Source organism: Ralstonia chuxiongensis (assembly GCF_024158925.1).
Classification (GTDB): Bacteria; Pseudomonadota; Gammaproteobacteria; order Burkholderiales; family Burkholderiaceae; genus Ralstonia; species Ralstonia chuxiongensis.
On the sequence record NZ_JAMYWC010000002.1, the window covers coordinates 836,185 to 859,300 of the forward strand.

21 protein-coding genes and 1 tRNA gene are annotated in these 23,116 nt (G+C 61.2%); 17 read left to right on the forward strand and 5 right to left on the reverse strand.

What is annotated here, in order from left to right; all coding sequences use genetic code 11:
• Positions 1-117 precede the first annotated feature (117 nt).
• Entirely contained in the window at positions 118-1,656 is a 1,539-nt protein-coding gene (locus NKG59_RS08575; RefSeq protein WP_253536478.1) for a flavin-containing monooxygenase, read from the forward strand.
• A 23-nt stretch (positions 1,657-1,679) separates the two neighbouring features.
• The gene (locus tag NKG59_RS08580) at positions 1,680-2,636 is read left to right on the forward strand and encodes an alpha/beta fold hydrolase (RefSeq protein ID WP_253536377.1); all 957 of its coding nucleotides are present in this window, start codon (positions 1,680-1,682) and stop codon (positions 2,634-2,636) included.
• An 82-nt stretch (positions 2,637-2,718) separates the two neighbouring features.
• Here the strand turns inward: NKG59_RS08580 and NKG59_RS08585 are convergent.
• Together NKG59_RS08585 and NKG59_RS08590 are read right to left on the reverse strand one after the other, a co-directional pair.
• Positions 2,719-2,795: transfer RNA gene (locus NKG59_RS08585), tRNA-Met, on the reverse strand.
• A 48-nt stretch (positions 2,796-2,843) separates the two neighbouring features.
• Positions 2,844-4,547 (reverse strand): MFS transporter, encoded by a 1,704-nt coding sequence (locus NKG59_RS08590; protein WP_253536378.1) that lies wholly within the window; start codon positions 4,545-4,547, stop codon positions 2,844-2,846.
• Positions 4,548-5,050: 503 nt separating this feature from the next.
• On the opposite strand from NKG59_RS08590, the gene NKG59_RS08595 reads away from it, so the two are divergent.
• The 4 genes from NKG59_RS08595 to NKG59_RS08610 all read left to right on the forward strand — a co-directional run bounded on the left by NKG59_RS08595 (position 5,051) and on the right by NKG59_RS08610 (position 9,645).
• A complete protein-coding gene (locus NKG59_RS08595; RefSeq protein WP_045203695.1) occupies positions 5,051-5,359 on the forward strand; it encodes a DUF485 domain-containing protein in 309 nt (102 codons plus the stop codon).
• On the forward strand, positions 5,356-7,086 hold the full coding sequence (locus NKG59_RS08600) for a cation acetate symporter (RefSeq protein WP_045203694.1): 1,731 nt from the start codon (positions 5,356-5,358) through the stop codon (positions 7,084-7,086). Before NKG59_RS08595 ends, NKG59_RS08600 begins: the two co-directional genes overlap by 4 nt.
• A 65-nt stretch (positions 7,087-7,151) precedes the next feature.
• Positions 7,152-8,978, forward strand: coding sequence for a DUF294 nucleotidyltransferase-like domain-containing protein (locus NKG59_RS08605; RefSeq protein WP_253536379.1), 1,827 nt, complete (start codon positions 7,152-7,154; stop codon positions 8,976-8,978).
• Between the two features lie 16 nt (positions 8,979-8,994).
• Positions 8,995-9,645 (forward strand): 3'-5' exonuclease, encoded by a 651-nt coding sequence (locus tag NKG59_RS08610; RefSeq protein WP_253536380.1) that lies wholly within the window; start codon positions 8,995-8,997, stop codon positions 9,643-9,645.
• 10 nt (positions 9,646-9,655) lie between these two features.
• Here NKG59_RS08610 and NKG59_RS08615 read toward each other — a convergent pair whose 3' ends face one another.
• From NKG59_RS08615 to NKG59_RS08625, 3 genes are read right to left on the reverse strand one after another with little or no spacing between them, the layout of a single operon-like run.
• Positions 9,656-9,967 carry a sodium/substrate symporter small subunit gene (locus NKG59_RS08615; protein ID WP_253536381.1) on the reverse strand — a complete coding sequence of 104 codons (312 nt, stop codon included), beginning with the start codon at positions 9,965-9,967 and terminating at the stop codon, positions 9,656-9,658.
• Complete coding sequence (locus tag NKG59_RS08620) at positions 9,964-11,532, reverse strand: sensor histidine kinase (RefSeq protein WP_253536382.1); 1,569 nt, start codon at positions 11,530-11,532, stop codon at positions 9,964-9,966. Before NKG59_RS08620 ends, NKG59_RS08615 begins: the two co-directional genes overlap by 4 nt.
• Positions 11,525-12,235: a response regulator gene (locus NKG59_RS08625; protein WP_024976564.1), complete on the reverse strand. Its 711-nt coding sequence runs from the start codon at positions 12,233-12,235 to the stop codon at positions 11,525-11,527. Before NKG59_RS08625 ends, NKG59_RS08620 begins: the two co-directional genes overlap by 8 nt.
• A gap of 265 nt (positions 12,236-12,500) precedes the next feature.
• On the opposite strand from NKG59_RS08625, the gene recA reads away from it, so the two are divergent.
• The 11 genes from recA (at position 12,501) to NKG59_RS08685 (ending at position 23,092) form a co-directional block, all read left to right on the forward strand.
• Positions 12,501-13,559 carry a recombinase RecA gene (gene recA, locus NKG59_RS08630; RefSeq protein WP_045203689.1) on the forward strand — a complete coding sequence of 353 codons (1,059 nt, stop codon included), beginning with the start codon at positions 12,501-12,503 and terminating at the stop codon, positions 13,557-13,559.
• Positions 13,560-13,655: 96 nt separating this feature from the next.
• Positions 13,656-14,135 carry a recombination regulator RecX gene (gene recX / locus NKG59_RS08635; RefSeq protein ID WP_253536383.1) on the forward strand — a complete coding sequence of 160 codons (480 nt, stop codon included), beginning with the start codon at positions 13,656-13,658 and terminating at the stop codon, positions 14,133-14,135.
• 287 nt (positions 14,136-14,422) lie between these two features.
• Positions 14,423-15,049: a DUF2889 domain-containing protein gene (locus NKG59_RS08640; protein ID WP_253536384.1), complete on the forward strand. Its 627-nt coding sequence runs from the start codon at positions 14,423-14,425 to the stop codon at positions 15,047-15,049.
• A 66-nt stretch (positions 15,050-15,115) separates the two neighbouring features.
• A complete protein-coding gene (gene sucC, locus NKG59_RS08645) occupies positions 15,116-16,282 on the forward strand; it encodes an ADP-forming succinate--CoA ligase subunit beta (protein WP_253536385.1) in 1,167 nt (388 codons plus the stop codon).
• Between the two features lie 88 nt (positions 16,283-16,370).
• Positions 16,371-17,252, forward strand: a complete 882-nt coding sequence (sucD, locus tag NKG59_RS08650) for a succinate--CoA ligase subunit alpha (RefSeq protein WP_039600709.1) — start codon at positions 16,371-16,373, stop codon at positions 17,250-17,252.
• A 161-nt stretch (positions 17,253-17,413) separates the two neighbouring features.
• On the forward strand, positions 17,414-18,112 hold the full coding sequence (locus NKG59_RS08655) for a TerC family protein (RefSeq protein WP_253536386.1): 699 nt from the start codon (positions 17,414-17,416) through the stop codon (positions 18,110-18,112).
• A 184-nt stretch (positions 18,113-18,296) separates the two neighbouring features.
• The gene (locus NKG59_RS08660) at positions 18,297-18,815 is read left to right on the forward strand and encodes a pilin (RefSeq protein WP_253536387.1); all 519 of its coding nucleotides are present in this window, start codon (positions 18,297-18,299) and stop codon (positions 18,813-18,815) included.
• Positions 18,816-19,078: 263 nt separating this feature from the next.
• Positions 19,079-19,651, forward strand: coding sequence for a pilin (locus NKG59_RS08665; protein WP_253536479.1), 573 nt, complete (start codon positions 19,079-19,081; stop codon positions 19,649-19,651).
• Between the two features lie 114 nt (positions 19,652-19,765).
• On the forward strand, positions 19,766-20,542 hold the full coding sequence (locus NKG59_RS08670) for a hypothetical protein (RefSeq protein ID WP_253536388.1): 777 nt from the start codon (positions 19,766-19,768) through the stop codon (positions 20,540-20,542).
• Positions 20,543-20,666: 124 nt separating this feature from the next.
• Positions 20,667-22,403, forward strand: a complete 1,737-nt coding sequence (locus NKG59_RS08675; protein WP_253536389.1) for a PglL family O-oligosaccharyltransferase — start codon at positions 20,667-20,669, stop codon at positions 22,401-22,403.
• A gap of 170 nt (positions 22,404-22,573) precedes the next feature.
• On the forward strand, positions 22,574-23,092 hold the full coding sequence (locus NKG59_RS08685; protein ID WP_301288086.1) for a pilin: 519 nt from the start codon (positions 22,574-22,576) through the stop codon (positions 23,090-23,092).
• Positions 23,093-23,116 lie beyond the last annotated feature (24 nt).

The following is a 23,116-nucleotide window of genomic DNA, read 5'->3' on the forward strand; positions in this document are numbered from 1 at the left end:
GCTATTTGACGTCAGGACGTCCAAAAATTAAAGTGGTGACGAATCACACCACATTTAGTGCGAAATTTGCCACGCCTGCCCCCAAGGCTGCAAACAGGAGACCGCATGGATACGACGATGGAGCGAAGCGCCAGCCCGGGCGCGCCCCGCAACCTGGCGACCGCGCCGGATACAGATCTCGACGTACTCATCGTCGGTGCGGGGCTATCGGGCATTGGCGCTGCGTATCACCTGCGCGAGCGTTGTCCGTCGGCGCGTTTCGCCATCCTGGAAGGGCGCGAAACCATCGGCGGCACGTGGGACCTGTTCCGCTATCCAGGCATCCGTTCCGACTCCGACATGTTCACGCTCGGCTACAGCTTCCGGCCGTGGCATAGCAGCAAAGCCATTTCCGACGGCCAGACGATTCTCGATTACATCCGCGAGACCGCACGTGTCTTCGGCATCGACAAGTCGATCCGCTTTCGTCACAAGGTGACGGGTGCAAGCTGGGATTCCGCCGCTGCACGCTGGACCGTCCAAGCGCTGCGCAGCGATGGCGCCCGCGAGGAACCGGTGCAGTTCACTTGCAAGTTCCTCTACATGTGCAGCGGCTATTACGACTACGAAGAAGGCCACGCGCCGACGTGGCCCGACATGGATCAGTTCCGGGGGCGCATCGTCCATCCGCAGCATTGGCCGAACGATCTCTCATACGCTGGCAAGCGCGTGGCGGTGATCGGCAGTGGAGCTACGGCCGTCACGCTGGTGCCAGCGATGGCAGGCACCGCGCAGCACGTGACGATGCTGCAGCGCTCGCCTACATATATCGTCTCGCGGCCGGAACAGGATGCCGTGGCCAACACGTTGCGTCGCTGGTTGCCGTCGGGCCTCGCTCACCGGCTGGTGCGCACCAAGAACGTGCTGCTGACGATGTACTTCTACAGCCTTGCGCGCCGCAAGCCCAAGGCATTCAAAGACTTCATCATCCGGATGGCCGGCAAGCAGATCGGCCCCGGCTTCGACGTGCGCAAACACCTCACTCCGCGCTACAACCCATGGGACCAGCGCTTGTGCCTTGTGCCCGACGGCGATCTGTTCAAGACGATCCGCGCGGGCAAGGCGTCGATTGCGACCGACGAGATCTCGCGCTTCACGCCCACCGGCCTGCAGCTCAAGAGCGGCGAGCATCTAGATGCCGACGTGATCGTCACAGCCACAGGGCTCAAGTTGAAGGTGCTGGGCGGGGCGGCCATCAGCGTCGATGGGCGCGCTGTGAATCTGGCAGAGACGGTCTCGTACAAAGGCATGATGTACAGCGGCGTGCCGAACCTCGCGTCGTCGTTCGGCTATACGAATGCGTCGTGGACGCTCAAGGCCGAGTTGATCGCGCAGTACGTTTGCAGGCTGCTCAACCACATGCAGTCCAACGGGTTTGATACCTGCGTGCCACGTCTCGATGACGAAGCCATGGGCCGCGAGCCCGCCGTCGATCTGACGTCTGGCTACATCCAGCGTGCTGCTGCCATCCTGCCCAAGCAGGGCGACAAGCAGCCGTGGAAGTCGTATCAGAACTACGCACGCGATCTGATGATGCTCAAGTTCGGCACGTTGGCCGACAGTGCCATGCAGTTCGAACGCCGCGCGCAGCCGATCGGCGCCGCACAGCCCGCTTAACCGCCTCCCGCATCGGGGAAACTATGACCAGCACCATTCTTGGCGTCATCGCATTTGCACTCCTGGCGCCTGTTGCGTTTACGTTCTTCATCGCACGCCGCGTCACAAAGGGGTTTCCGCCCGAAGGCAAGTTCATTGATGTCGGGGCAGACCGCGTGCATTACACCGATCGCGGCCAAGGCCCCGCCATCGTGTTCGTGCATGGCCTGTGCGGCAACCTGCGCAACTTCGCGTATCTGGATATGGATCGGCTTGCGCGCTCGCACCGCGTGATCGTGATCGACCGGCCGGGGGCGGGGCGGTCCGTGCGCGGGGTGGATTCACCCGCCAACATCTACGCGCAGGCGCGCATGGTCGCGCAGTGCATCGAGAAGCTTGGGCTCGACAAGCCGGTGCTGGTGGGGCATTCGCTTGGTGGGGCGATTTCACTGGCGGTGGGGCTGAACCATCCGCAAGTCGTTCGCCGGCTCGCGTTGATTGCACCGCTCACGCATGCAGAAAGCACGCCGCCCGGTGCGTTCAGGGGCCTGGTGTTGCCGTCGCCGCTGGTGCGCAGGCTGGTGTCGTGGACGCTCGCGATTCCCCTGTCGATCATCAATTCTCGCAAGGCCATCGCGGCGGTGTTCGCGCCTGAGACCATGCCGAAGGATTTCCCGTTCAAGGGTGGCGGCTTGCTGGGGCTGCGTCCGCATGTGTTTTATGCGGCATCGGCGGATCTTGTCTCCGCGCCGGAAGATCTGCCCGACATGGAACGCCGCTATGCCTCGATGACGGTGCCTGTCGACATGCTGTACGGTCGCGGTGACCGCATTCTCAACGTCAAACGCCAGGGCGAAGCACTCAAACAGAAGCTCGACCGCGTGAACCTGCGCATCATCGAGGGTGGCCATATGCTGCCCGTGACGCAGCCGGCGTTGACGACGGATTGGGTGTTGGCGGTTGCCGCTGCTGCGCCTGCGCAAGTCGAGGCGCTTGCCTAACCTGGGCCCCTGTGCGGGGCTAGGGATGCGCGGAAGCAGCAGAAAAGCAAAAAGCCCTGCCGAAGCAGGGCTTTTTGGTATTTGGTGGCGAATCAGGGACTCGAACCCCGGACCTGCGGATTATGATTCCGTCGCTCTAACCGACTGAGCTAATTCGCCGAAGAAGCGGGATTCTACCGTCTTCGGCGAATATGTCAACCCCCTATCTCAATCATTGCGGTAGATATCCACATCCTTGGTTTCGCGCACGAACAGCACACCGATCACGAAGGTGATGGCCGCGATCCAGATCGGGTACCACAAACCGTGATAGATATTGCCGTTCTGGGCCACCAGGGCGAACGAGATGGTCGGCAGCAGGCCCCCGAACCAGCCGTTGCCGATGTGATACGGCAGCGACATCGACGAGTACCGGATGCGTGTCGGGAACATCTCGACCAGCATCGCCGCGATCGGGCCGTAGACCATGGTCACGTAGATCACCAGGATCACGAGGATGACGAGCACCATGATGGTGTTCATCTGGGCGGGATCAGCCTTGGCCGGGTAGTTGGCCGCCTTGAGCGACTCGCTCACCTGCTTCTTGAAGTCGGCGATCTTGGCCTTGCTGTCGGCGTCGAAGTTCTGGCCGTCTGCCGTGCGGGTGGCGTTGAGCGAGGTGATCTGCTTACCCGCAATCGACACCGAGGCGACTGTGCCGGCCGGGCCGTCAACCGTCTCGTAGCTGGCCGACGATTGCGCCAGCGTGCGCTTGGCGATGTCGCACGACGAGCGGAAGTCCACCTCGCGGGCGATCGGGCTGCCTTGGAACGAGCACTCCTTCGGGTCGACCGTGATGGTGATCTGCGCGGTCTGCTGGGCGCGCTCCAGCGCCGGGTTGGCGTAGTGCGTGAGCGCCTTGAACAGCGGGAAGTACGTCAGCACCGCCAGCAGGCAGCCGGCCATGATGATCTTCTTGCGACCGATGCGGTCAGACAGCGAGCCAAAGAACACGAAGAACGGTGTGCCGATGGCAAGCGCCACGGCAATCAGCACGTTGGCCGTGAAGGCGTCGACCTTCAGCACCTGCGTGAGGAAGAACAGCGCGTAGAACTGGCCCGTGTACCACACCACAGCCTGGCCGGCGGTCAGGCCGAGCAGCGCCAGAATCACGATCTTCAGGTTGCGCCATTGGCCGAAAGCTTCCGTCAGCGGGGCCTTGGAGGTCTTGCCCTCGGCCTTCATCTTCTGGAACGCGGGCGACTCGCTCATCGACAGACGGATGTACACCGACGTTGCCAGCAGCAGGATCGAAACCAGGAACGGAATACGCCAGCCCCAGTCGTCGAACGCCTTGCCGGTCAGTTCGCGCACGGCCAGGATGACGATCAGCGAGAGGAACAGGCCCAGCGTGGCCGTCGTCTGGATCCACGACGTGTAGGCACCGCGGCGGCCGTGCGGGGCATGCTCGGCGACATACGTGGCGGCGCCACCATACTCACCACCCAGCGCCAGACCTTGCAGCATGCGCAGCGCGATCAGAATGACCGGCGCGGCGACGCCAATCGTGCCATACGACGGAAGCAGACCGACGACGAATGTCGACGTACCCATGATGACGATGGTCACCAGGAACGTGTACTTGCGCCCGATCATGTCGCCCAAGCGGCCGAACACCAGCGCGCCGAACGGGCGCACCAGGAAGCCGGCGGCAAACGCCAGCAGCGCAAAGATGAAGCCCGCCGTGGGGTCCAGGCCCGAGAAGAACTGCTTGGCGATGATGGCCGCCAACGAGCCGTAGAGATAAAAGTCGTACCACTCGAACACCGTCCCCAGCGACGAAGCGAAGATGACCTTCTTCTCCTCCTTTGTCATGGGCGCGGGCTGCACACGCCCAGCGGGCGCGTTCGGTGCACTTTGCACGGTTGCCATGTTGTCTCCTGTTTTTTTTCGTAGGTCGTCCCGCTGGGCATGGACATGACAACGCAAACGCTCTTCGCCCGCGGAAGTGTCAACGATTGTGGGAGCCGAAACTTACGGCGTTCTGACAAGCATGTGCTTTTCAATGCACGCGAGCGGCGGCCTAGATTTCAAGAAAATCAAGCACTTGGGCTCGTCTCGGTCCTTCGGTGCGCTGCGTGCGCTGCATCATCCAACAGCCGCCTTGTGCCGGCAGTGCCAACCGGTATGTGCACCTCCTGCGAATGTGCATACGCACAAGATGCACGCGTTTTGCCACCGTTGTTTGGGGCGACGGGAGTTGGCCCGCGACCCCTTTGCCGCTGGAGGTTGCGCATTGTTTCTTGCGTTGTTTTGCAGCGCTAGGGAAAACCACTATCGCAGTAAACCGCCACGGACGGCGTGAGTAAGAGTTCAGTCAGTTTCGCTATCCAGAATCGCCGCACACATTCCAAAAGCAAACCAGGAGACAGGCGATGCAGGATGGATTGGTAGGAAAAATTGAGGCGCATCCGAAATATGCGCAGCTCAAGCAGCGGCGCAACAAGCTCGGAATCGTTCTGACAGTGCTGATGCTTGCTGTGTACTACGGTTACATCGCGCTGATCGCGTTCGATAAGGCGTTTCTCGCCAAGCCGGTGGGTACAGGTGTGACGAGCGTAGGCGTGCCCGTCGGTATGGCGGTCATCATCTTCACGGTCGTCATTACCGGCATCTACGTGCGCCGGGCCAACAGCGAATACGACCAACTGACGCAGGACATCCTGAAGGACGTCGCCAAATGAAAAAGATGCTTTCGATCCTGCTGGTGGCGCTACTGGCCGCTGGCGCCTGCGGAGCAGCTCTGGCTGCCGGCGGCGATGTCGGACAGACCGCCAAGCAGGAAACCAACACCACGGCCATCGTGCTGTTCGCCGTGTTCGTGGCCGGCACGCTGTGGATTACGAAGTGGGCTGCCAAGCGTACGCGCTCCGCGGCAGACTTCTATACGGCGGGCGGCGGTATCACCGGTTTCCAGAATGGCCTGGCCATCTCGGGCGACTACATGTCGGCAGCGTCCTTCCTGGGCATCTCGGCGGCCGTGATGACCTCCGGCTACGACGGCCTGATCTATTCGATCGGTTTTCTGGTCGGCTGGCCGATCATCACGTTCCTGATGGCCGAGCGGCTGCGCAACCTCGGCAAATTCACCTTTGCAGACGTGGCGGGCTACCGGTTTGAGCAAGGCCCCATCCGCAGCTTTGCCGCAGTTGGCACGCTGGTGGTGGTGGCGTTCTACCTGATCGCTCAGATGGTCGGTGCAGGCCAGCTCATCAAGCTGCTGTTCGGGCTGGATTACTGGATCGCGGTGGTCATCGTCGGCGCGTTGATGATGGTCTATGTGCTCTTCGGCGGTATGACCGCAACCACCTGGGTGCAGATCATCAAGGCGTGCATGCTGCTGGCCGGCGTGACCTTCATGGCGATCATGGTGATGGCGCAGTACGGCTTCAGCTTTGAAGCGCTGTTCGCCAAGGCCGTGCAGGTCAAGACCGCCATTGCAGCCAATGCTGGCAAATCGCCCGATGAGGCTGCCAAGATCGGTCTGTCTGTGATGGCGCCGGGCGGCTTCATCAAGGATCCGATCTCGGCTATCTCGTTCGGTATGGCGCTGATGTTTGGCACCGCTGGTCTGCCGCACATTCTGATGCGTTTCTTCACGGTGCCCGATGCCAAGGAAGCACGCAAATCGGTCTTCTGGGCAACCACCTGGATCGGCTACTTCTACATCCTGATCTTCATCATCGGCTTTGGTGCGATCACGCTGGTGTTGACGAACCCTGAGCTGTCCGACGTGGCCAAGGGCATCATCAAGGGCGGCGCGGGCACGGCCAACATGGCAGCCGTGCTGGTGGCCAAGACGGTCGGCGGCGATGTGTTCTACGGCTTCATCTCGGCCGTGGCCTTTGCCACGATTCTGGCGGTGGTGGCGGGGCTCACGCTGTCCGGTGCCTCGGCGGTGTCGCATGACCTCTACGCCACGGTCTTCAAGAACGGCAAGGCCAACAGCGCAGATGAACTCAAGGTGTCGCGCATCACCACGCTGGTGCTCGGCGTGATTGCCGTGTTGCTCGGCATCGCTTTCGAGAAGCAGAACATCGCGTTCATGGTGTCGCTGGCGTTTGCGGTGGCGGCGTCTGCCAACTTCCCGGTGTTGTTCCTCTCGATGCTGTGGAAGGGCTGCACCACCCGCGGTGCGGTCATTGGCGGGTTCCTGGGGCTGATCTCGTCGGTGGGTCTGACGATCGTTTCGCCGTCGGTGTGGGAAGCCACGCTCGGTTATCCGAAGGGCTCGGCGTGGTTCCCGTACACGTCGCCCGCGCTGTTCTCGATGACGATCGGCTTCGTGGGCGTGTGGCTGTTCTCGGTGCTGGACAGCAGCGTTCGCGCCAAGAACGAGAAGGCGTCGTTTGCCGCACAGCAGGTTCGCTCGGAAACGGGCCTCGGCGCGGCTGGCGCGTCGGGTCACTGATCGGCAATTCGCCACGCTGATGGGAGGCGGGTGACGCGATTGCATCGCCCGCCTTCAAGGCAACCATGCCCAGCGCTTTCAACTTCGCCGTCTGGCCGTTCGATTGCCTCAATCAGGACGAGCAGCGCCTGGTGCGCGATGCCGTCGACATCGGCTATTACCCGGAAGGGCAGACCATCCTCGATACGGGTGCCGCGCCGCTGCACCTGTTCCTGATCATCAAAGGTCACGTCGCCCAGTACGACGGCGACGAGCTGATTGCCACCTATGGCCCCGATGATTGCTTTGACGGCCGGGCGCTGGTAGCCGGCAAGGCAAGCAGCCGCTTCGTTGCTGCTGAAGAAGTGGTGGCCTATCAGGTGGCACGTCAGGCGGTGCGTGACCTCATTGCCGCCAACGCCACTTTCGGTGCACTGCTTTTTTCCGATCTCGGCAGCAAGCTCAGCGCCATTGCACAGCGGCAGAGCATGGAGACGATGCAGTCGCTGGCCGTCTCTCGCGTGAGCGATGCCTTCATCCGGCCCGCCCATTTTGTGGATGCCGACACGGACGTGGTTTCCGTGGTCAAGCTGTTCCAAGCCCATAACACCTCGAACGTGCTCGTGCGCGACGGCACCAGCAGCCCGCCGCGCGTGGGCATCTTCACGCGTAGCTCCTTGCAGCGCGCCGTCCTGCAAGGCACACCGCTGGATCGTCTGCCGGTGGGGCAGATGAGCCAGTTCTCGCTCATCACGGTGCCAGCCTCCGCGCAGATCGGCGACGCCCTGACGCTGATGCTGCGCCATCGTGTGCACCGACTGGTCGTCACGCACGGAGATGAGATTCTCGGTTTGCTGGAATCACTGGATGTGTTCAGCTTTCTGGCCAACCACTCGTATCTGCTGACGGTGCAGATCAACCTAGCCCAGGACTTGGACGCCCTCGCGCAGGTGGCTGCGCAGATCACGCGGATGGTCGCGCTGCTCACGCGTGGCGGCTCGCGCGTTGACCACGTCGCCAGCCTCGTGCGCGAAATCAACGCGCGGCTGTTTGAACGGGCCTGGCAGATGATCGCGCCCCCGGAACTGGTGGCAAACAGTTGCCTGTTCGTCATGGGCAGCGAGGGGCGTGGCGAGCAGTTGCTCAAGACCGATCAGGACAATGCGCTGGTGCTGCGCGATGGTTACGTGCCTCCCGCGGATCTGCAGCGCATCGTCACGCGCTTCTCCGATGCGCTAGCCGCGTTCGGCTACCCGCCTTGCCCCGGCGGCATCATGCTCAGCCGGCCCGAGTGGTGCATGAATGCGAGCGACTTCGCGCGGCGCATTCGCGAATGGCTGATCCTGCCCAGCCCCGAGGGCTTGATGCATCTGGCAATCTTCTTCGATGCCCATGCGGTGTGCGGCGATGCCGCCTTGCTCAAACAACTGCGGCGGACGTTGCTGGAGCTGACCATCGACAATGACGCCGTACTTGGCCGCTTTGCCGCTGCCGTTGAAGCCTTCAGTGCCGCGCCGGGTTGGCGCGATCGCCTGCTCGGGTTTGGCGATTCCGATCCCGTGCTCGACGTGAAGAAGGAGGGCATCTTCCCGATTGTCCATGGAGTGCGCAGCTTGGCGCTGGCCCACCGCGTACTCGACGAGACCGGCACTGTGCTGCGCCTGGATGCACTGGTGCGCGCCGAGGCTCTCGACGCACACATGGCTGCCGAGTTGAGTGAGAGCCTGCATTTCCTGATGACGCTGCGGCTCAAGGCCGGGCTGGCGGAAATCGATGCGCATCAACCGGTGTCGTGTGACGTGCATCTGTCACGCCTGTCGTCACTGGAGCGCGATCTGCTCAAGGATGCGCTGAGCGCCGTCAAGCGATTCAAGGCGCTGCTGCGGCAGCGCTGGCGGACCGAGTGGATGTGAACATGAGCGAGCGGTCATGAACGGACGGCTCTCCGACTGGCTGCAGGCACTGCTAAGGTGGCGCCAGTTGCACAAGTTGCGCGATCCGGCGTTTCGCTTCCTGTTCGAGGCCCCGCCACCAGATGAGTGGGTCGCGCTCGATTGCGAGACCACCGGCTTGAACGTGCGCACCGACGAGATCATCTCCATCGGTGCCGTCCGTATCGCTGGCAATCGGATTCTGACCAGCGAGCGCCTGGAGTTGCTGATCCGGCCACGGGGCGAGATGCACGCAGACAGCATCCGCGTGCATCGTCTGCGCAACCGCGACCTGGACAGCGGCGTACCAATCGAGCAAGCCGTTCACGCACTGCTGCACTTCATCGGCAGCCGGCCATTGGTGGGTTACTACCTTGAGTTCGATGTGGCGATGCTCAATCGGGTGGTGGTGCCTATGCTCGGCATCGGCTTGCCGCAGACCAAGATTGAAGTCTCCGCCTTGTATTACGACTATCAGTTCCGGCAGCTACCGCCGTATCGGCAACAGGGCGACCCCGATCTGGACCTGCGCTTCGCCACTGTCATGAAGGGATTGGATTTGCCGACATGGGACGCGCACGATGCGCTTAATGACGCGGTAATGGCCGCGTTGGCCTTCGTGAAGCTGCGCCATCTGGGTGCCGCATAACGTGCGGGTTTCAGATGGATGGCGGAGGGGATGACTCCGACGCATCGCGCTGCGCCGTTTCGTCTTCTTGCGCCGCCGCATCCGCAGCGCGGTTGGTGCGCCACGCATAGAGCACAGTAATCAGCACATACACGATAGGCGCACCCTGCGCGCCGACCCAGTAGGCGAACGTCCAGTCCGAGTTGAAAAAGTGCGTCGACAGGTCACGCGCAAAGAACGCGACCACGAACGTCACCACAAACCACACCGCGAGCAGCGCCGCGATCCAGCGCATGTTGGTAATCCACCGGCGGCGCGCCGGGGTTCCGGGCGTAATGCTCATGCGTTGGTTTCCTCGCCCCGGGGGCAGAGGTGCAACGTGATGCGAAAGCGCGCCCCTGCCAGCCGCGGCGATGCCTGATACACGTTGTCGAGTACCTCGATGTCGCCGCCGTGCTGCTGCACGATCTCGCGCACGATGGCCAGGCCCAGCCCGCTGCCCTCGGCTTGCGTGCCGAGAATGCGATAGAAGCGCTGCATCACGCGTTCGCGCTCGGCCACGGGGATGCCGGAGCCAGTGTCATCCACGTCGATGAAGACGAACGGCTCGAACGGCGCGGTGGTCACGCGCACGGTGACATGTCCACCGTCGGGCGTGTAGCGGATCGCGTTGTCGAGCAGGTTATTGAGCATCTCGGCGAGCATCGTCGCGTTGCCCGAAATCATGACGGGCGGCCCAGGCTCCTCAAAGCCGAGGTCGATCTGCTTGGCCCAAGCCTTGGGCAGCCACTCGGCCACTACTTGGCGTGACAGCGCGCAGATATCCAGCGGCACCAGACCGTCGGTCGCGCCCATGTTCTCCATGCGCGCCAGCGAGAGCAACTGCTTGACGAGGTGCGCGGTGCGATCCGAACTGTCGGCGATATGCGCGAGCGTGCGACGCAGTTCATCGGGCGATTGTTCGCGCTGGGCCAGTTCCGCCTGCATGCGCAGCCCGGCCAGTGGCGTCTTCATCTGATGCGCGGCATCTGCAATGAAGCGCTTCTGCGTATGCACCGACTGCTCCAGCCGCCCGAGCAGATCATTGAACGACGCCACCAGCGGCGTCAGTTCCTGCGGCGCGGCGCCTTCGTCGATGGGGCTGGTGTCGCCCGGGTTACGCGCGCGGATGCGCTCCTGAATCGCATTGAGCGGCGCCAGCCCACGCGTCAGCCCGAACCACACCAGGATCACCGCCAACGGCAGGATCACGAACTGCGGCAGGATCACGCCCTTGATGATTTCGTTAGCGAGTTGCGCGCGCTTGTCGAGCGTTTCCGCCACCTGCACCAGCGCGGGTTTATCGCCGGAGCCCGGTCGCTGCACGAACGTATAGGCAACGCGAATCTCTGCGCCGTGGATGTGGTCGTCGCGCAGTTGCACAAGGCCACCGGCGTTGGCGTCTTCTTCGGGCGGCAGGGGCAGGTCGCGGTCCCCGGAGATAAACTCGCCGTTGGTGCCAAGCACCTGGTAGTAAATGTTGTCGGTTTCGTCGGCACGCAAAATCTCGCGCGCCGAGATCGGCAGTTGCAGCGTCACGCGCCCATTCACCTCACGCAGCTGCTGGCTGAGCACGATCGCGCTCGATTCCAACGCGCGGTCGTATGGCGCATTCGCAATCGACTTGGCCACCAGGTACGTCACCGCAATGCTCATCGGCCACAGCAAGAGCAGTGGCGCGAGCATCCAGTCGAGAATTTCGCCGAAGAGGGATCGGGCGACGGGCCGCGTGGCGTCGTCTTCGAGGTGGGGGAGGGTGTCGGTGAGGTCGCCGCCGTCATCGCTGCCGTCGGCTCCGGGTGCCGTGTCGGCACGTTCACGCAGCGACGCGCGATGCCGACGCCACGGCCAGGCCAACCGATCACCCATGGGCAGCCGTCGCGGTTGTCGTCGGGGTGGCCATGCGTTCCAGGCAATAGCCCAGCCCGCGCACGGTGGCGATGCGAATGCCTTCCACCTCGATCTTCTTGCGCAGCCGGTGGATGTAGACCTCGATGGCGTTGTTGCTGACTTCTTCGCCCCAGCCGCACAGGTGGTCGACCAGTTGCTCTTTCGACACCAGGCGGCCGACGCGCGCCAGCAGAATCTCCAGCAGCCCGATCTCGCGTGCCGACAGTTCCACCACCTGATCATGGATATAGGCGATGCGCCCGACCTGATCGAACGCCAGCGGCCCATGGCGGACAAGCGTGGCGCCACCGCCCGTACCCCGCCGCACCAGCGCGCGCACGCGCGCTTCCAGCTCAGACAGCGCGAACGGCTTGGCCATGTAATCGTCTGCGCCAAGATCCAGGCCCTTGACGCGTTCTTCCACACTGTCTGCGGCGGTCAGGATCAACACCGGCAGCATGGCCCCGCGCGAGCGCAGTCGTTTGAGGACCTCCAGCCCCGACATGCGCGGCAGGCCCACGTCGAGAATCAACAGGTCATAGGTTTGGGCCGTTTGCGCGGACAGCGCCGCGTCGGCAGTTGCCCCATCGGAGGCTTGGTCGACGGCGTAACCCGCCTGGCGTAGCGAGCGTGTGAGCCCGTCAGCCAGCGTGGCGTCGTCTTCGGCAATCAGGATGCGCATGCGTGTCTCCCCGCGATGCCGGGCAAGATGTCTTGCCCATCCCGCCCGCTACATTGTTTTCGCGCGACATATGTTCTGGAGACTTGTCAAAACCACTGGTTTTTTATACAGTACTCCGAATTCGCGGTGCTGTAGTCTTGGCGGCGCTAAAGTCATGGAATGGGTCGTGTCGGGGCAATCACGCTGCGGCCCGTTATTGCAGGCAACCGCTGGAATCGCAAGCCCTTGCGGCCCATTTATACACCAATTTGCACGAAGGACGACCATGGAAGACGGTAAGAAGGCAGCCGCAATGAGCGCAGAAAAGCAGAAGGCGCTGGCTGCCGCGCTCGCGCAGATCGAAAAGCAGTTCGGCAAGGGCTCCATCATGAAGATGGGCGACGCCGAGGTCGAGCCGGTCCAAGTCGTGTCGACAGGTTCGTTGGGGTTGGACGTGGCGCTGGGCGTTGGTGGCTTGCCGCGCGGCCGCGTAGTGGAAATCTACGGTCCGGAATCGTCGGGTAAAACTACCCTGACACTGCAGGTGGTTGCCGAGATGCAGAAGCTGGGCGGCACTTGCGCCTTCATCGATGCGGAACATGCGCTAGACGTCACTTATGCCGACAAGATTGGCGTGAGCGTGCCGGACCTGCTGATCTCCCAACCGGACACGGGTGAACAAGCTCTGGAAATTGCCGACGCGCTGGTTCGGTCGGGCTCGGTTGATCTGATCGTCATCGACTCGGTGGCGGCACTGGTGCCGAAGGCTGAAATTGAAGGCGAAATGGGCGACGCGTTGCCCGGCCTGCAGGCCCGTCTGATGAGCCAGGCGCTGCGCAAGCTGACCGGCACCATCAAGAAGACCAACTGCATGGTCATCTTCATCAACCAGATCCGCATGAAGATCGGCGTGATGTTCGGCTCGCCGGAAACCACCACGGGTGGTAACGCACTCAAGTTCTACGCTTCGGTGCGTCTGGACATCCGCCGCATCGGCTCGATCAAGAAGGGCGACGAGGTGGTCGGCAACGAGACCAAGGTCAAGGTCGTCAAGAACAAGGTGGCGCCGCCGTTCCGCGAAGCCATCTTCGACATCCTGTACGGCCAGGGCGTGTCGCGTGAAGGCGAAATCATCGACCTCGGCGTGGAAGCCAAGATCGTTGAGAAGTCCGGCGCCTGGTACAGCTACGGCGGCGAGCGCATCGGCCAAGGCCGTGACAACTGCCGTGAATACCTGCGCGAAAACCCCGACCTCGCCCGCGACATCGAAAACAAGGTCCGCGAAGCACTGGGCGTGACGCCGATGGGCGCCATCGCAGTGGCCGAGGAAGTCGGAGAAGAGTAATTGGGTTGGCCGTCGGCGCAGATCGACGGCTCTATCGAGCTTCATACGCCTGCCGTCCCCCAACGGTGGGCGTTTTCTTTTTGAGCCTGAAACCGTATGCCGTTGCCGCGCCCACCGTTATCGCTGAAGGCACGTGCGCTGGGCTATCTGTCTCGCCGCGAGCACAGCCGCGTCGAATTGCGCCGTAAGCTGGTTCCGCACGCCGAGTCCGCCGAGGAGGTCGACGCGCTGCTGGATTGGCTGGAAGGCGAAAACTGGCTATCCAACGCGCGCTTTGCCGAAAGCATGGTGCACCGCCGAGCGGGCCGCTACGGTACGGCGCGCCTGATGCAGGAGTTGAAAACACATCAACTTGGCGAAGAGACGCTGGGCGAGGTCAAGGCCCAACTGCAAACTACCGAGGCGGCCCGGGCCAAGGCCTTGTGGGAAAAGCGCTTCGGCCGCCCACCGGCCGATCTGGCCGAACGCGCCAAGCAGGTGCGATACATGATGGCGCGCGGATTCTCCCGTTCCGTGGTGTCGCGCATCATCGCAGGGGCGCATGAACTGCTGGAAGATGGCGACGAATCCGCTTGAACGCCGCCGATCTCGCCACAATTCGCGCCGAACAATTCTCTTGTGTGCGGATCGCGTCGTTTGCACCTCATCCGGTTGTTGCAACCGCTTTCACACTGCGTTGCAGCACGCGACCAGTCTGGTCGTGACGACGTGTTAAAATTCGAGTCTTTGGTACCGTCCTTCATCTCAATTGCCGGACGGTAGTGTTCGTGTGTGGCGGCTGATGCGCTGCTGCATATGTCCCGTGGGCGACGCGCGAGATCCGCGTGCGCCGCCTCCATCGGCCCTATCAGTCTGTCTGGTCCATGCCTCTGTCTGCTCCCGTCCCGCGCGTCATGCGCCACCGCCGTGCCATCACGGTGGAGGCCTATTTGCGGGAAGACGGCCTGTGGGACATCGAAGCACGCCTGACCGACACCAAACCACGTGACATTCCCCTGGCCAGCGGCGGCGTGCGCCCTGAGGGCCAGCCGCTGCATGACCTGTGGCTGCGCGTGACGATCGATACCCGCATGAACGTCGTGGATGCCGAAGCGTGTTCCGACTGGGTGCCGTATCCCACACATTGCGACACGATTGGCCCTGCCTACCGACAGCTCATCGGCCTGAACCTGGTGAAGGGATTTCGAAAGGCCTCGCGTGAGAGACTCGGCGGCGTGGCGGGTTGTACGCACCTGACCGAGCTGTGTGGTGTGCTGCCGACCGCCGCCATCCAGGCCTTCGCGGGCGACGTCTTCCCGGTGCGAGATAACTCGAACGACCTCCGGCCTGTCGAGCCCGGCGAAAAGCCGCCTTATCAACTCCACGGCTGCCATGCCCTGCATCTTGAGGGCGAGGTGGTCCGCAAGCATTACCCGCGCTGGTTTGCATACCAGCCCGAAGCCAAGATCCAACCGCCACCCACCGAACTGTCGCCTGAGCCCTCGTCCTGAAGGGCACCGCGCTGTTCGCGTTTTCAATACTCATCACACTCACTCTGCCTAGCAAAGGAAACACGCATGAATATCCATGAGTACCAAGGCAAGGAAATCCTGCGCAAATACAATGTGCCGGTTCCGCGCGGCATTCCGGCCTTCTCGGTCGACGAGGCTATCAAGGCCGCAGAAACCCTGGGCGGCCCGGTGTGGGTCGTGAAGGCACAGATTCATGCGGGTGGCCGTGGCAAGGGCGGCGGCGTGAAGGTTGCCAAGAGCATGGAGCAGGTCAAGGAATACGCCAGCAGCATCCTGGGCATGACGCTGGTGACGCACCAGACCGGTCCGGAAGGCAAGCTGGTCAAGCGCCTGCTGATCGAAGAAGGCGCGGACATCAAGAAGGAACTGTACGTGTCGCTGGTGGTGGACCGTGTGTCGCAGCAGGTCGCGCTGATGGCCTCTAGCGAAGGCGGCATGGACATCGAAGAAGTTGCCGAATCGCACCCGGAAAAGATCCACACGCTGCTGATCGATCCGCAAACCGGCCTGCAAGACGCCCAGGCTGACGATATCGCCCGCAAGATCGGCGTGCCCGACGCGAGCGTGCCGCAAGCTCGCCAAGCCCTGCAGGGCCTGTACAAGGCATTCTGGGAAACCGACGCTTCGCAAGCTGAAATCAACCCGCTGATCCTGACCGGCGACGGCAAGGTCATCGCGCTGGACGCCAAGTTCAACTTCGACTCGAACGCGCTGTTCCGTCACCCGGAAATCGTGGCCTATCGCGATCTGGATGAAGAAGACCCGGCCGAAATCGAAGCCTCGAAGTTCGACCTCGCCTACATCTCGCTCGACGGCAACATCGGCTGCCTGGTGAACGGCGCCGGTCTGGCCATGGCCACGATGGACACCATCAAGCTGTTCGGCGGCGAGCCGGCCAACTTCCTCGACGTGGGCGGCGGTGCCACCACCGAGAAGGTGACCGAAGCCTTCAAGCTGATGCTCAAGAACCCGGACGTGAAGGCCATTCTGGTCAACATCTTCGGCGGCATCATGCGTTGCGACGTGATCGCCGAAGGCGTGATCGCGGCAGCAAAGGCTGTGTCGCTGTCGGTGCCGCTGGTCGTGCGCATGAAGGGCACCAACGAAGACCTCGGCAAGAAGATGCTGGCCGACTCGGGTCTGCCCATCATCGCCGCAGACACGATGGCAGAGGCCGCCGAGAAGGTCGTGGCCGCAGCGGCCGGCAAGTAAGCCGCCCGCTGACCCAACCATACGCGAACGCGAGTTGCGCCCGCTGCTGAGTACGTCGGCGCGGCTCGCTGCATAAAAGGATTACAGCATGTCGATTCTGATCAACAAAGACACCAAGGTCATCACCCAGGGGATTACCGGTAAAACCGGCCAGTTCCACACCCGCGGCTGCCGCGACTACGCCAACGGCAAGAACGCCTTCGTGGCAGGCGTGAACCCGAAGAAGGCCGGCGAAGACTTCGAAGGCATTCCCATCTACGCGAGCGTCAAGGACGCCAAGGCACAGACCGGCGCGACCGTGTCGGTGATCTACGTGCCGCCCGCTGGCGCCGCTGACGCCATCTGGGAAGCTGTCGAAGCCGAGCTGGACCTGGTGGTTTGCATCACCGAAGGCATCCCCGTGCGCGACATGATGATGGTCAAGGACAAGATGCGTAAGGCCGGCAGCAAGACGCTGCTGCTGGGTCCGAACTGCCCGGGCCTGATCACGCCGGACGAAATCAAGATCGGCATCATGCCGGGTCACATCCACCGCAAGGGCCGCATCGGCGTGGTGTCGCGCTCGGGCACGCTGACGTACGAAGCCGTGGGCCAGCTCACCGCGCTGGGCCTGGGTCAATCGTCGGCTGTCGGTATCGGCGGCGACCCGATCAACGGTCTGAAGCACATCGACGTGATGAAGATGTTCAACGACGATCCGGAAACGGACGCCGTGGTCATGATCGGTGAGATCGGCGGTCCGGACGAAGCCAACGCGGCTTACTGGATCAAGGACAACATGAAGAAGCCGGTGGTTGGCTTCATCGCTGGCGTGACCGCACCTCCGGGCAAGCGCATGGGCCACGCCGGCGCGCTGATCTCGGGTGGTGCCGACACCGCGCAAGCGAAGCTGGACATCATGGAAGAATGCGGCATCAAGACCACCAAGAACCCGTCGGAAATGGCACGTCTGCTCAAGGCGATGCTGTAATCGACAAGGTTTGAGGTTGTGCGAGAACGGGAGGCCTGGCCTCCCGTTTTTGTTTGGTCGCGACGCAGCATGCGATCCAGGCACGACATGTGTATAAGCAAACAAGATCCTGCAAACCGACTCACTGCACGCCAACCCCCAAGGACATCTTCGAGAACACTATGGCGCTCACCTCCAGCGCATTCTGGTTCGCACTCGGCTCCATCACCCTGACCAACATCGTGCTGTCGGGCGACAACGCGGTCGTCATCGCGCTGGCCGCGCGCAACCTGCCCAAACGCCAGCAGAAGCAAGCCATTTTCTGGGGCAGCGCCGGCGCCATTGTGTTGCGCGTGGTGTTGACCGTGCTGGCCGTCAAACTGCTTGCGCTGCCTTATCTAAAAACGATTGGCGCGCTGCTGCTGGTGTACATCGGCGTGAAGCTGCTGACGGAAGCTGAAAACGAGGCCTCCGGAGACCACCGCCAGCGAGTTGGCCTGTGGCCTGCTATCCAGACCATCCTCATCGCCGACTTTGTGATGTCGCTCGATAACGTCGTCGCCGTGGCCGCCGCGGCGGAAAAAGGGCCACCAGGCACGACGTTTCTGCTGCTCGTCCTGGGGCTTGGTTTGTCGGTGCCGTTGATCGTGTTCGGGAGCACGCTGCTGGTGGGGGTCATGGCGCGCTTTCCGGTGATCATTACGCTCGGGGCGGCGCTGCTTGGATACCTTGCCGGCGATATGCTCGTCACTGATCCGATTGACGCGGCGTGGTTTGAGCGGGCGGTGCCGTATGCGGATGTGGTGGTTGGGTGTGTTGGGGCGCTGCTGGTGGTGTGTGTGGGCTGGTGGCTCAGCCGACGAACGTTGCGCCAAGCCTAGTTCGAACGATTCCCCACGAAAGTAGGTGATGACGGGTTCTGTCCGAAATTCTGTCAAGAACGGTCAGATTTGCGCCCGAATTCCCACCAAAGTGCGCCAGTTTTTGCCCAGATATACGTTGCGTGCCTTGGCATGGTCCCTGCAGGGTGGCTTCCCAATAACAAATGCGTTTTGGGGAGAGGTCATGGGCTTCAAGCACAGCACAGGAACGAGGCGTCGGGCGGGTGGCTTTACGCTGATCGAGCTGATGATTGTGGTGGCGATTGTTGGGATCCTGGCGGCGATTGCGCTGCCTGCGTATCAGGACTATACGATTCGGTCCCGCGTGGCGGAGGGATTGGTGATGGCCGAGCAAGCCAAGGTGTTGGTGGTCGATAATGTCGCAAACTCACAGACCACTCTATCAATGGGCTTCAACCCCATTTCGCCCACCAAGAACGTGAACAGTCTGGGCGTCAACGCAAACAATGGCGAGATCATCATTACGTACTCGCCTGTTGTGAGCGGACCCAACGCATATACATTGGTGTTGACCCCGTATTCAGGTGGCGGTGCGTCGGTTGCAAATCTTCAAGCGGGCATGGCGCCGCCCAGCTTGGTCATGTGGGACTGCTCAGCTCTAGGTAAGGCGCCTCCTGCCCCTACCGTAACAGTGACGGCGGCTACGTTGCCCGCACAGTACGCTCCCGCAGAGTGTCGCTAGAAGACGCGGTGGATAATCCATGAACAAAGACGCCCTAGGGCGTCTTTGTTGTTTGTAGAGCACCAGCACAAATAATGCTTCGAAAAGCACTTATTGGACCAAAATCGTCATACAGTGTCAAAAACTGTCATTGGTTGGGCTTTGGTGACGGCGGATCACGTCAGTTTCCCCCGCAATAGCGGCGAGTTCCCCCTGGCACGGTCCCTGCTCTATATCCGTCGCATCATCTTTAACCAAACAATCCGGGGGATCTTAAGATGTCGATGCGTACTAACAAGCACGCCCAGAAGGGCTTCACGCTGATCGAACTGATGATCGTGGTTGCGATCATCGGTATTCTGGCTGCTATCGCGCTGCCGGCTTATCAGGACTACACGATTCGTACGAAAGTGACGGAAGGCTTGGTTCTGGCTTCGGGTCAAAAGGCGCTGGTAGCCGAGAATGCGGCGAACGGCAGTGCTGCCGCTACCGGCGGTCTTTTCACCGGTATGCCGACGGCTGCCAACGGTACCGCACCGTGCAACTCGGCCGCTCCGAGCCTTTGCTCCCTGAATGGTGGTGTTGCAGGTACGCCGCTCACGAAGAACGTGACTGCTGTTAACGGTCAGACTCAAGACGGCCACATGGAGATCACCTACGAAGCTTCATTGGTGCCCCCCGCCAACAATCTGCTGATTCTGTATCCGCAATCCAACAATGCATTGCTTGTGGCCGGTACGCCGCCGACCAGTGCTATCACCTGGACTTGCTATGCTCAAGGTAAAGCCGTGGTTGGCGCTGCTCCGAACAATGCAACGCTGCTGCAGAAGTATGCTCCTGCAGAATGCCGCGCTTAAACGTTAGATGAGTGGTCGGCAGACAAGGGTCTGCCGGCACAGAAGAAGGGATTTCGGTCACACGGAATCCTTTTTTTTGTTGCAAATTGCAAGGCGTAGATTTCGCAATCCACGATGATCGGTCACAAAAGAATTCGCTCAGCCATCAAGGCGGCCAGCGTTCACCTCAGCTTGAGCGTGTTGGTGGCGGTCGGGGTTGCTGTAATTGTCTTGGGTGTGTGGTTTCCCTATCCGTTTCGCGCGTTGTCAGGCGGTCAGCATCTCTTCTGGATCATTGTTGGGGTAGATGTCGTCTGTGGTCCGTTGCTTACGAGCGTGCTTTTCAGTCCGGCTAAATCCCATCGCGAGCTGACATCGGATCTGTCGATGGTTGCCGCAGTGCAGCTGGCCGCGTTGCTGTATGGCGTGCACAGTGTCAGCTTGGCCCGTCCTGTCGTTGTGGCGTTTGAAGCTGATCGATTGGTCACAGTTTCTGCTGCGGAAATCAACGTTGGTGATTTGCCCCAGGCTTCACCGGCGCTTCGCGCGCTCTCGTGGACGGGGCCCGTGCTGGTCGGCACCCGTGCTCCCAAAGATGGGAACGAAACCTTGAAAAGCATCGATATGTCGATCCAAGGGATTGGGCCCAGTGCTCGACCCGGCTGGTGGCAGAGTTATGAAAAAAGCCGGCCGGTTGTGCAGCAACGCATGAAACAGCTTGGCGAGCTGCGGTCCAAAGTTGGACCGAATGGGCGGGCCATCGTTGACGACGCTGCCAAAAAAACAGGCTTACCAGTCGACCAGCTTTACTACCTCCCGTTGGTTAGCCAAAAGCAGCTGGACACCTGGATTGCGTTGCTCGATGCACACGGCACCGTCAAGGGCTATGCGCCAATCGACGGCTTTGAATAAATGGCATCTCTCCACCCGCCAGCCCTGGAGTGGGAAGCTGTCCCTAAGCTAAACTAGCTCGCCTAGTGGAAGCGCCTTCGGGCGCTTTTTTCGTTTCAAGCGACTCCCCCCGTCCTACTCACCGATGCGCCGATTCTCTGTTTTGCATTTGCTAGCCTGGCTAGCCCTGGGGTCATGCTGGGTGATTCCTTTCTTGGTCGCACCGCATACCTATCCAATCCCCACGTTCTATTCCGAGTGGGTGGCAGCCGCTTGTTGGATCGCGCTAGGGGTGGCGGTATTGGGTGCCACATGGGGCCGAGCCATTGGTCTGCCGAGAGTCGCGCTTGCGCCGCTGGCCCTGGTCGCAGTGTTGATTGTGCAATTGGCGATTGCCCCGCCGCTGAACCCGTTCTTCTCTTCCGGAGCCATCGCGGCGTTATTGGCGGCTGCCGTCATCTGCGGGTTAGGCGCACGGTGCCGCGACCTGCCTGGCGTGTTAGACGCCATTGCGGTTGCCGTCACCGTCGGAGGCTTGCTGACCGTGGCGATCGAGTTGCTGCAATTGTTCCGCGTGCCAAATCTACCCGAAGCATTTTTCTCGATGACCCCCACGGGTGGCGCGCGGCGCATGTGGGGCAATCTGAATCAACCCAATCATGTCGGCTCGTATCTGGCGTTCGGGTTGGCGGCATGTCTCTTCTTGGGGAATCGGCACAGGAAGTGGCTCGGCTTGCTAATGGTTGCCGTGCTCACCTTGCTGTTCGGCATGGCATTGACCTTCTCGCGAGTGACTTGGATCCATATCGCGGTGGTTGGGCTGTTGGCCGGTATGCCGCTTGCCGCAGAAACGCGGGGCCGTGCATGGTCGGTCCGATTGCTTGCACTCTGCGGCCCTGTAGTGCTGCTGGCGCTGACGTATCAGGCTTGTGGCTCGGTGGTCGCACTCGCCAACGGCGCTTGGAATCTGGATTTGCCGGGGTCCATGGGGCAGCGCATGCAGGAGGGCGTCGGCCTGCGCCCGCTGCTTTGGAAGCATGCTTGGCACATCTTCCTCTCGCATCCTTGGCTCGGCGGCGGCTGGGGCGATTACGCATGGAATCAATACGTGCAAACGGACACGGTCGGCCCAGTCGAGATGTCGATGAATGCACACAACATCGTGCTGGATCTATTGGCAAAGGTGGGCGTGGCCGGTTTGCTGGCGGTATTGATTCCGCTTGCTTGGTGGGCGCTTGGTTTGCTCAAGCGACTGCGGTCTCCTGATGTGGCATTTCTATGCGCTGTTGTTGCTGTGATGGTGGTGCATTCATTGCTGGAGTACCCGCTTCACTACGTGTTCTTTCTGTTTCCGTTTGCCTTTGTTCTGGGATTGCTCGACAGCAAGACGCTACGGTTTCCTTCCCCGTCCATAGCGTGGGTTTTCTCGGGTGTGATCGTCGTCTTGGGGGGCGTGCTTCTTGTTCGTTTGTGGGCGGACTACCGCTCGGTGGAACGGCTCTATTTCGTACCAGGCGCGCGCAGCGCATCGGCGGGACACCTAGATGGCGGCCCCGTGTTGCTAGCGCCCTATGCAACGTTGGTCGTCGCTATGAACGCATCCGTCAACGAGCAGACTGCGCCCTTGCTGGTGAAGCTTGAGCGACAAGCGGTGCAGTTCTACCCGGCATCCGCGACCATCCAGCGGTATGCGCTGGCGCTGGCCTTCGAAGGTAAGAATGAGGAGGCCGTCGTTCAGATTCGACGTCTGCATAGTCACTACTGGACGGATTTTTCTGCGCAAAGCTTATTGCTGAGTCAGACTTGTCAACGCAATTTCAGCAGCTTAAAGACATTTTGTTCAAGCCTGAAATCTGAAAAGCTACTTGCTAACGCCGATTGAGTGGGAGTTCAATGTAAATTTTCTGAATTTAAGGTGAAATTTGCTTTTTAAGATTTTGATTGTGTACTCGTAAAAATTGGTTGTCGGATATCGATCTTGCAAGGTTGTCCACTAATCTCGCTTCGCTTTCGGTTTTCGAATGAAGTGAATTCATAAATTGTGGAGAATCTATGCGAGTTCAGTATCGAAACAAATATCGGTGGCAACGAGGCTTCACCCTCATTGAGCTGATGATCGTGGTTGCTATCGTCGGCATCTTGGCGGCGGTCGCGGTGCCGGCGTACCAAGATTATGTTGCGCGCTCGCGTGTAACAGAGGGCCTCGCATTGGCGGCTGCAGCCAAGACCGCTGTAGCCGAGAATGCCATCGCCGGTGCTGTCCTGAATCGAGGCTACGATGCAGGGAATGCAGCGACACAGAACGTAACCGGCATCACGATCAATCAGCAGAATGGCGAAATCAGTATTGCCTATGGGGCGAACGTGGCAGCCGCAGGTGCCAACACTCTGATTCTTAAGCCGACGGCCAATAGTGATGCCCTTGAAGGGACAGAGACGGGCAGCACGCGACCCACTGGCAGTATCCGTTGGGATTGCTACGCAAGTGGCGCAACTGCGCGGGGGGATTTGCCCCTGCCGAACCCAGGGGCCACGTTGGATGGGCGATTCGCCCCTGCCGACTGCAGGTAACGAAGGAGTCCTCAACAAAAAGAG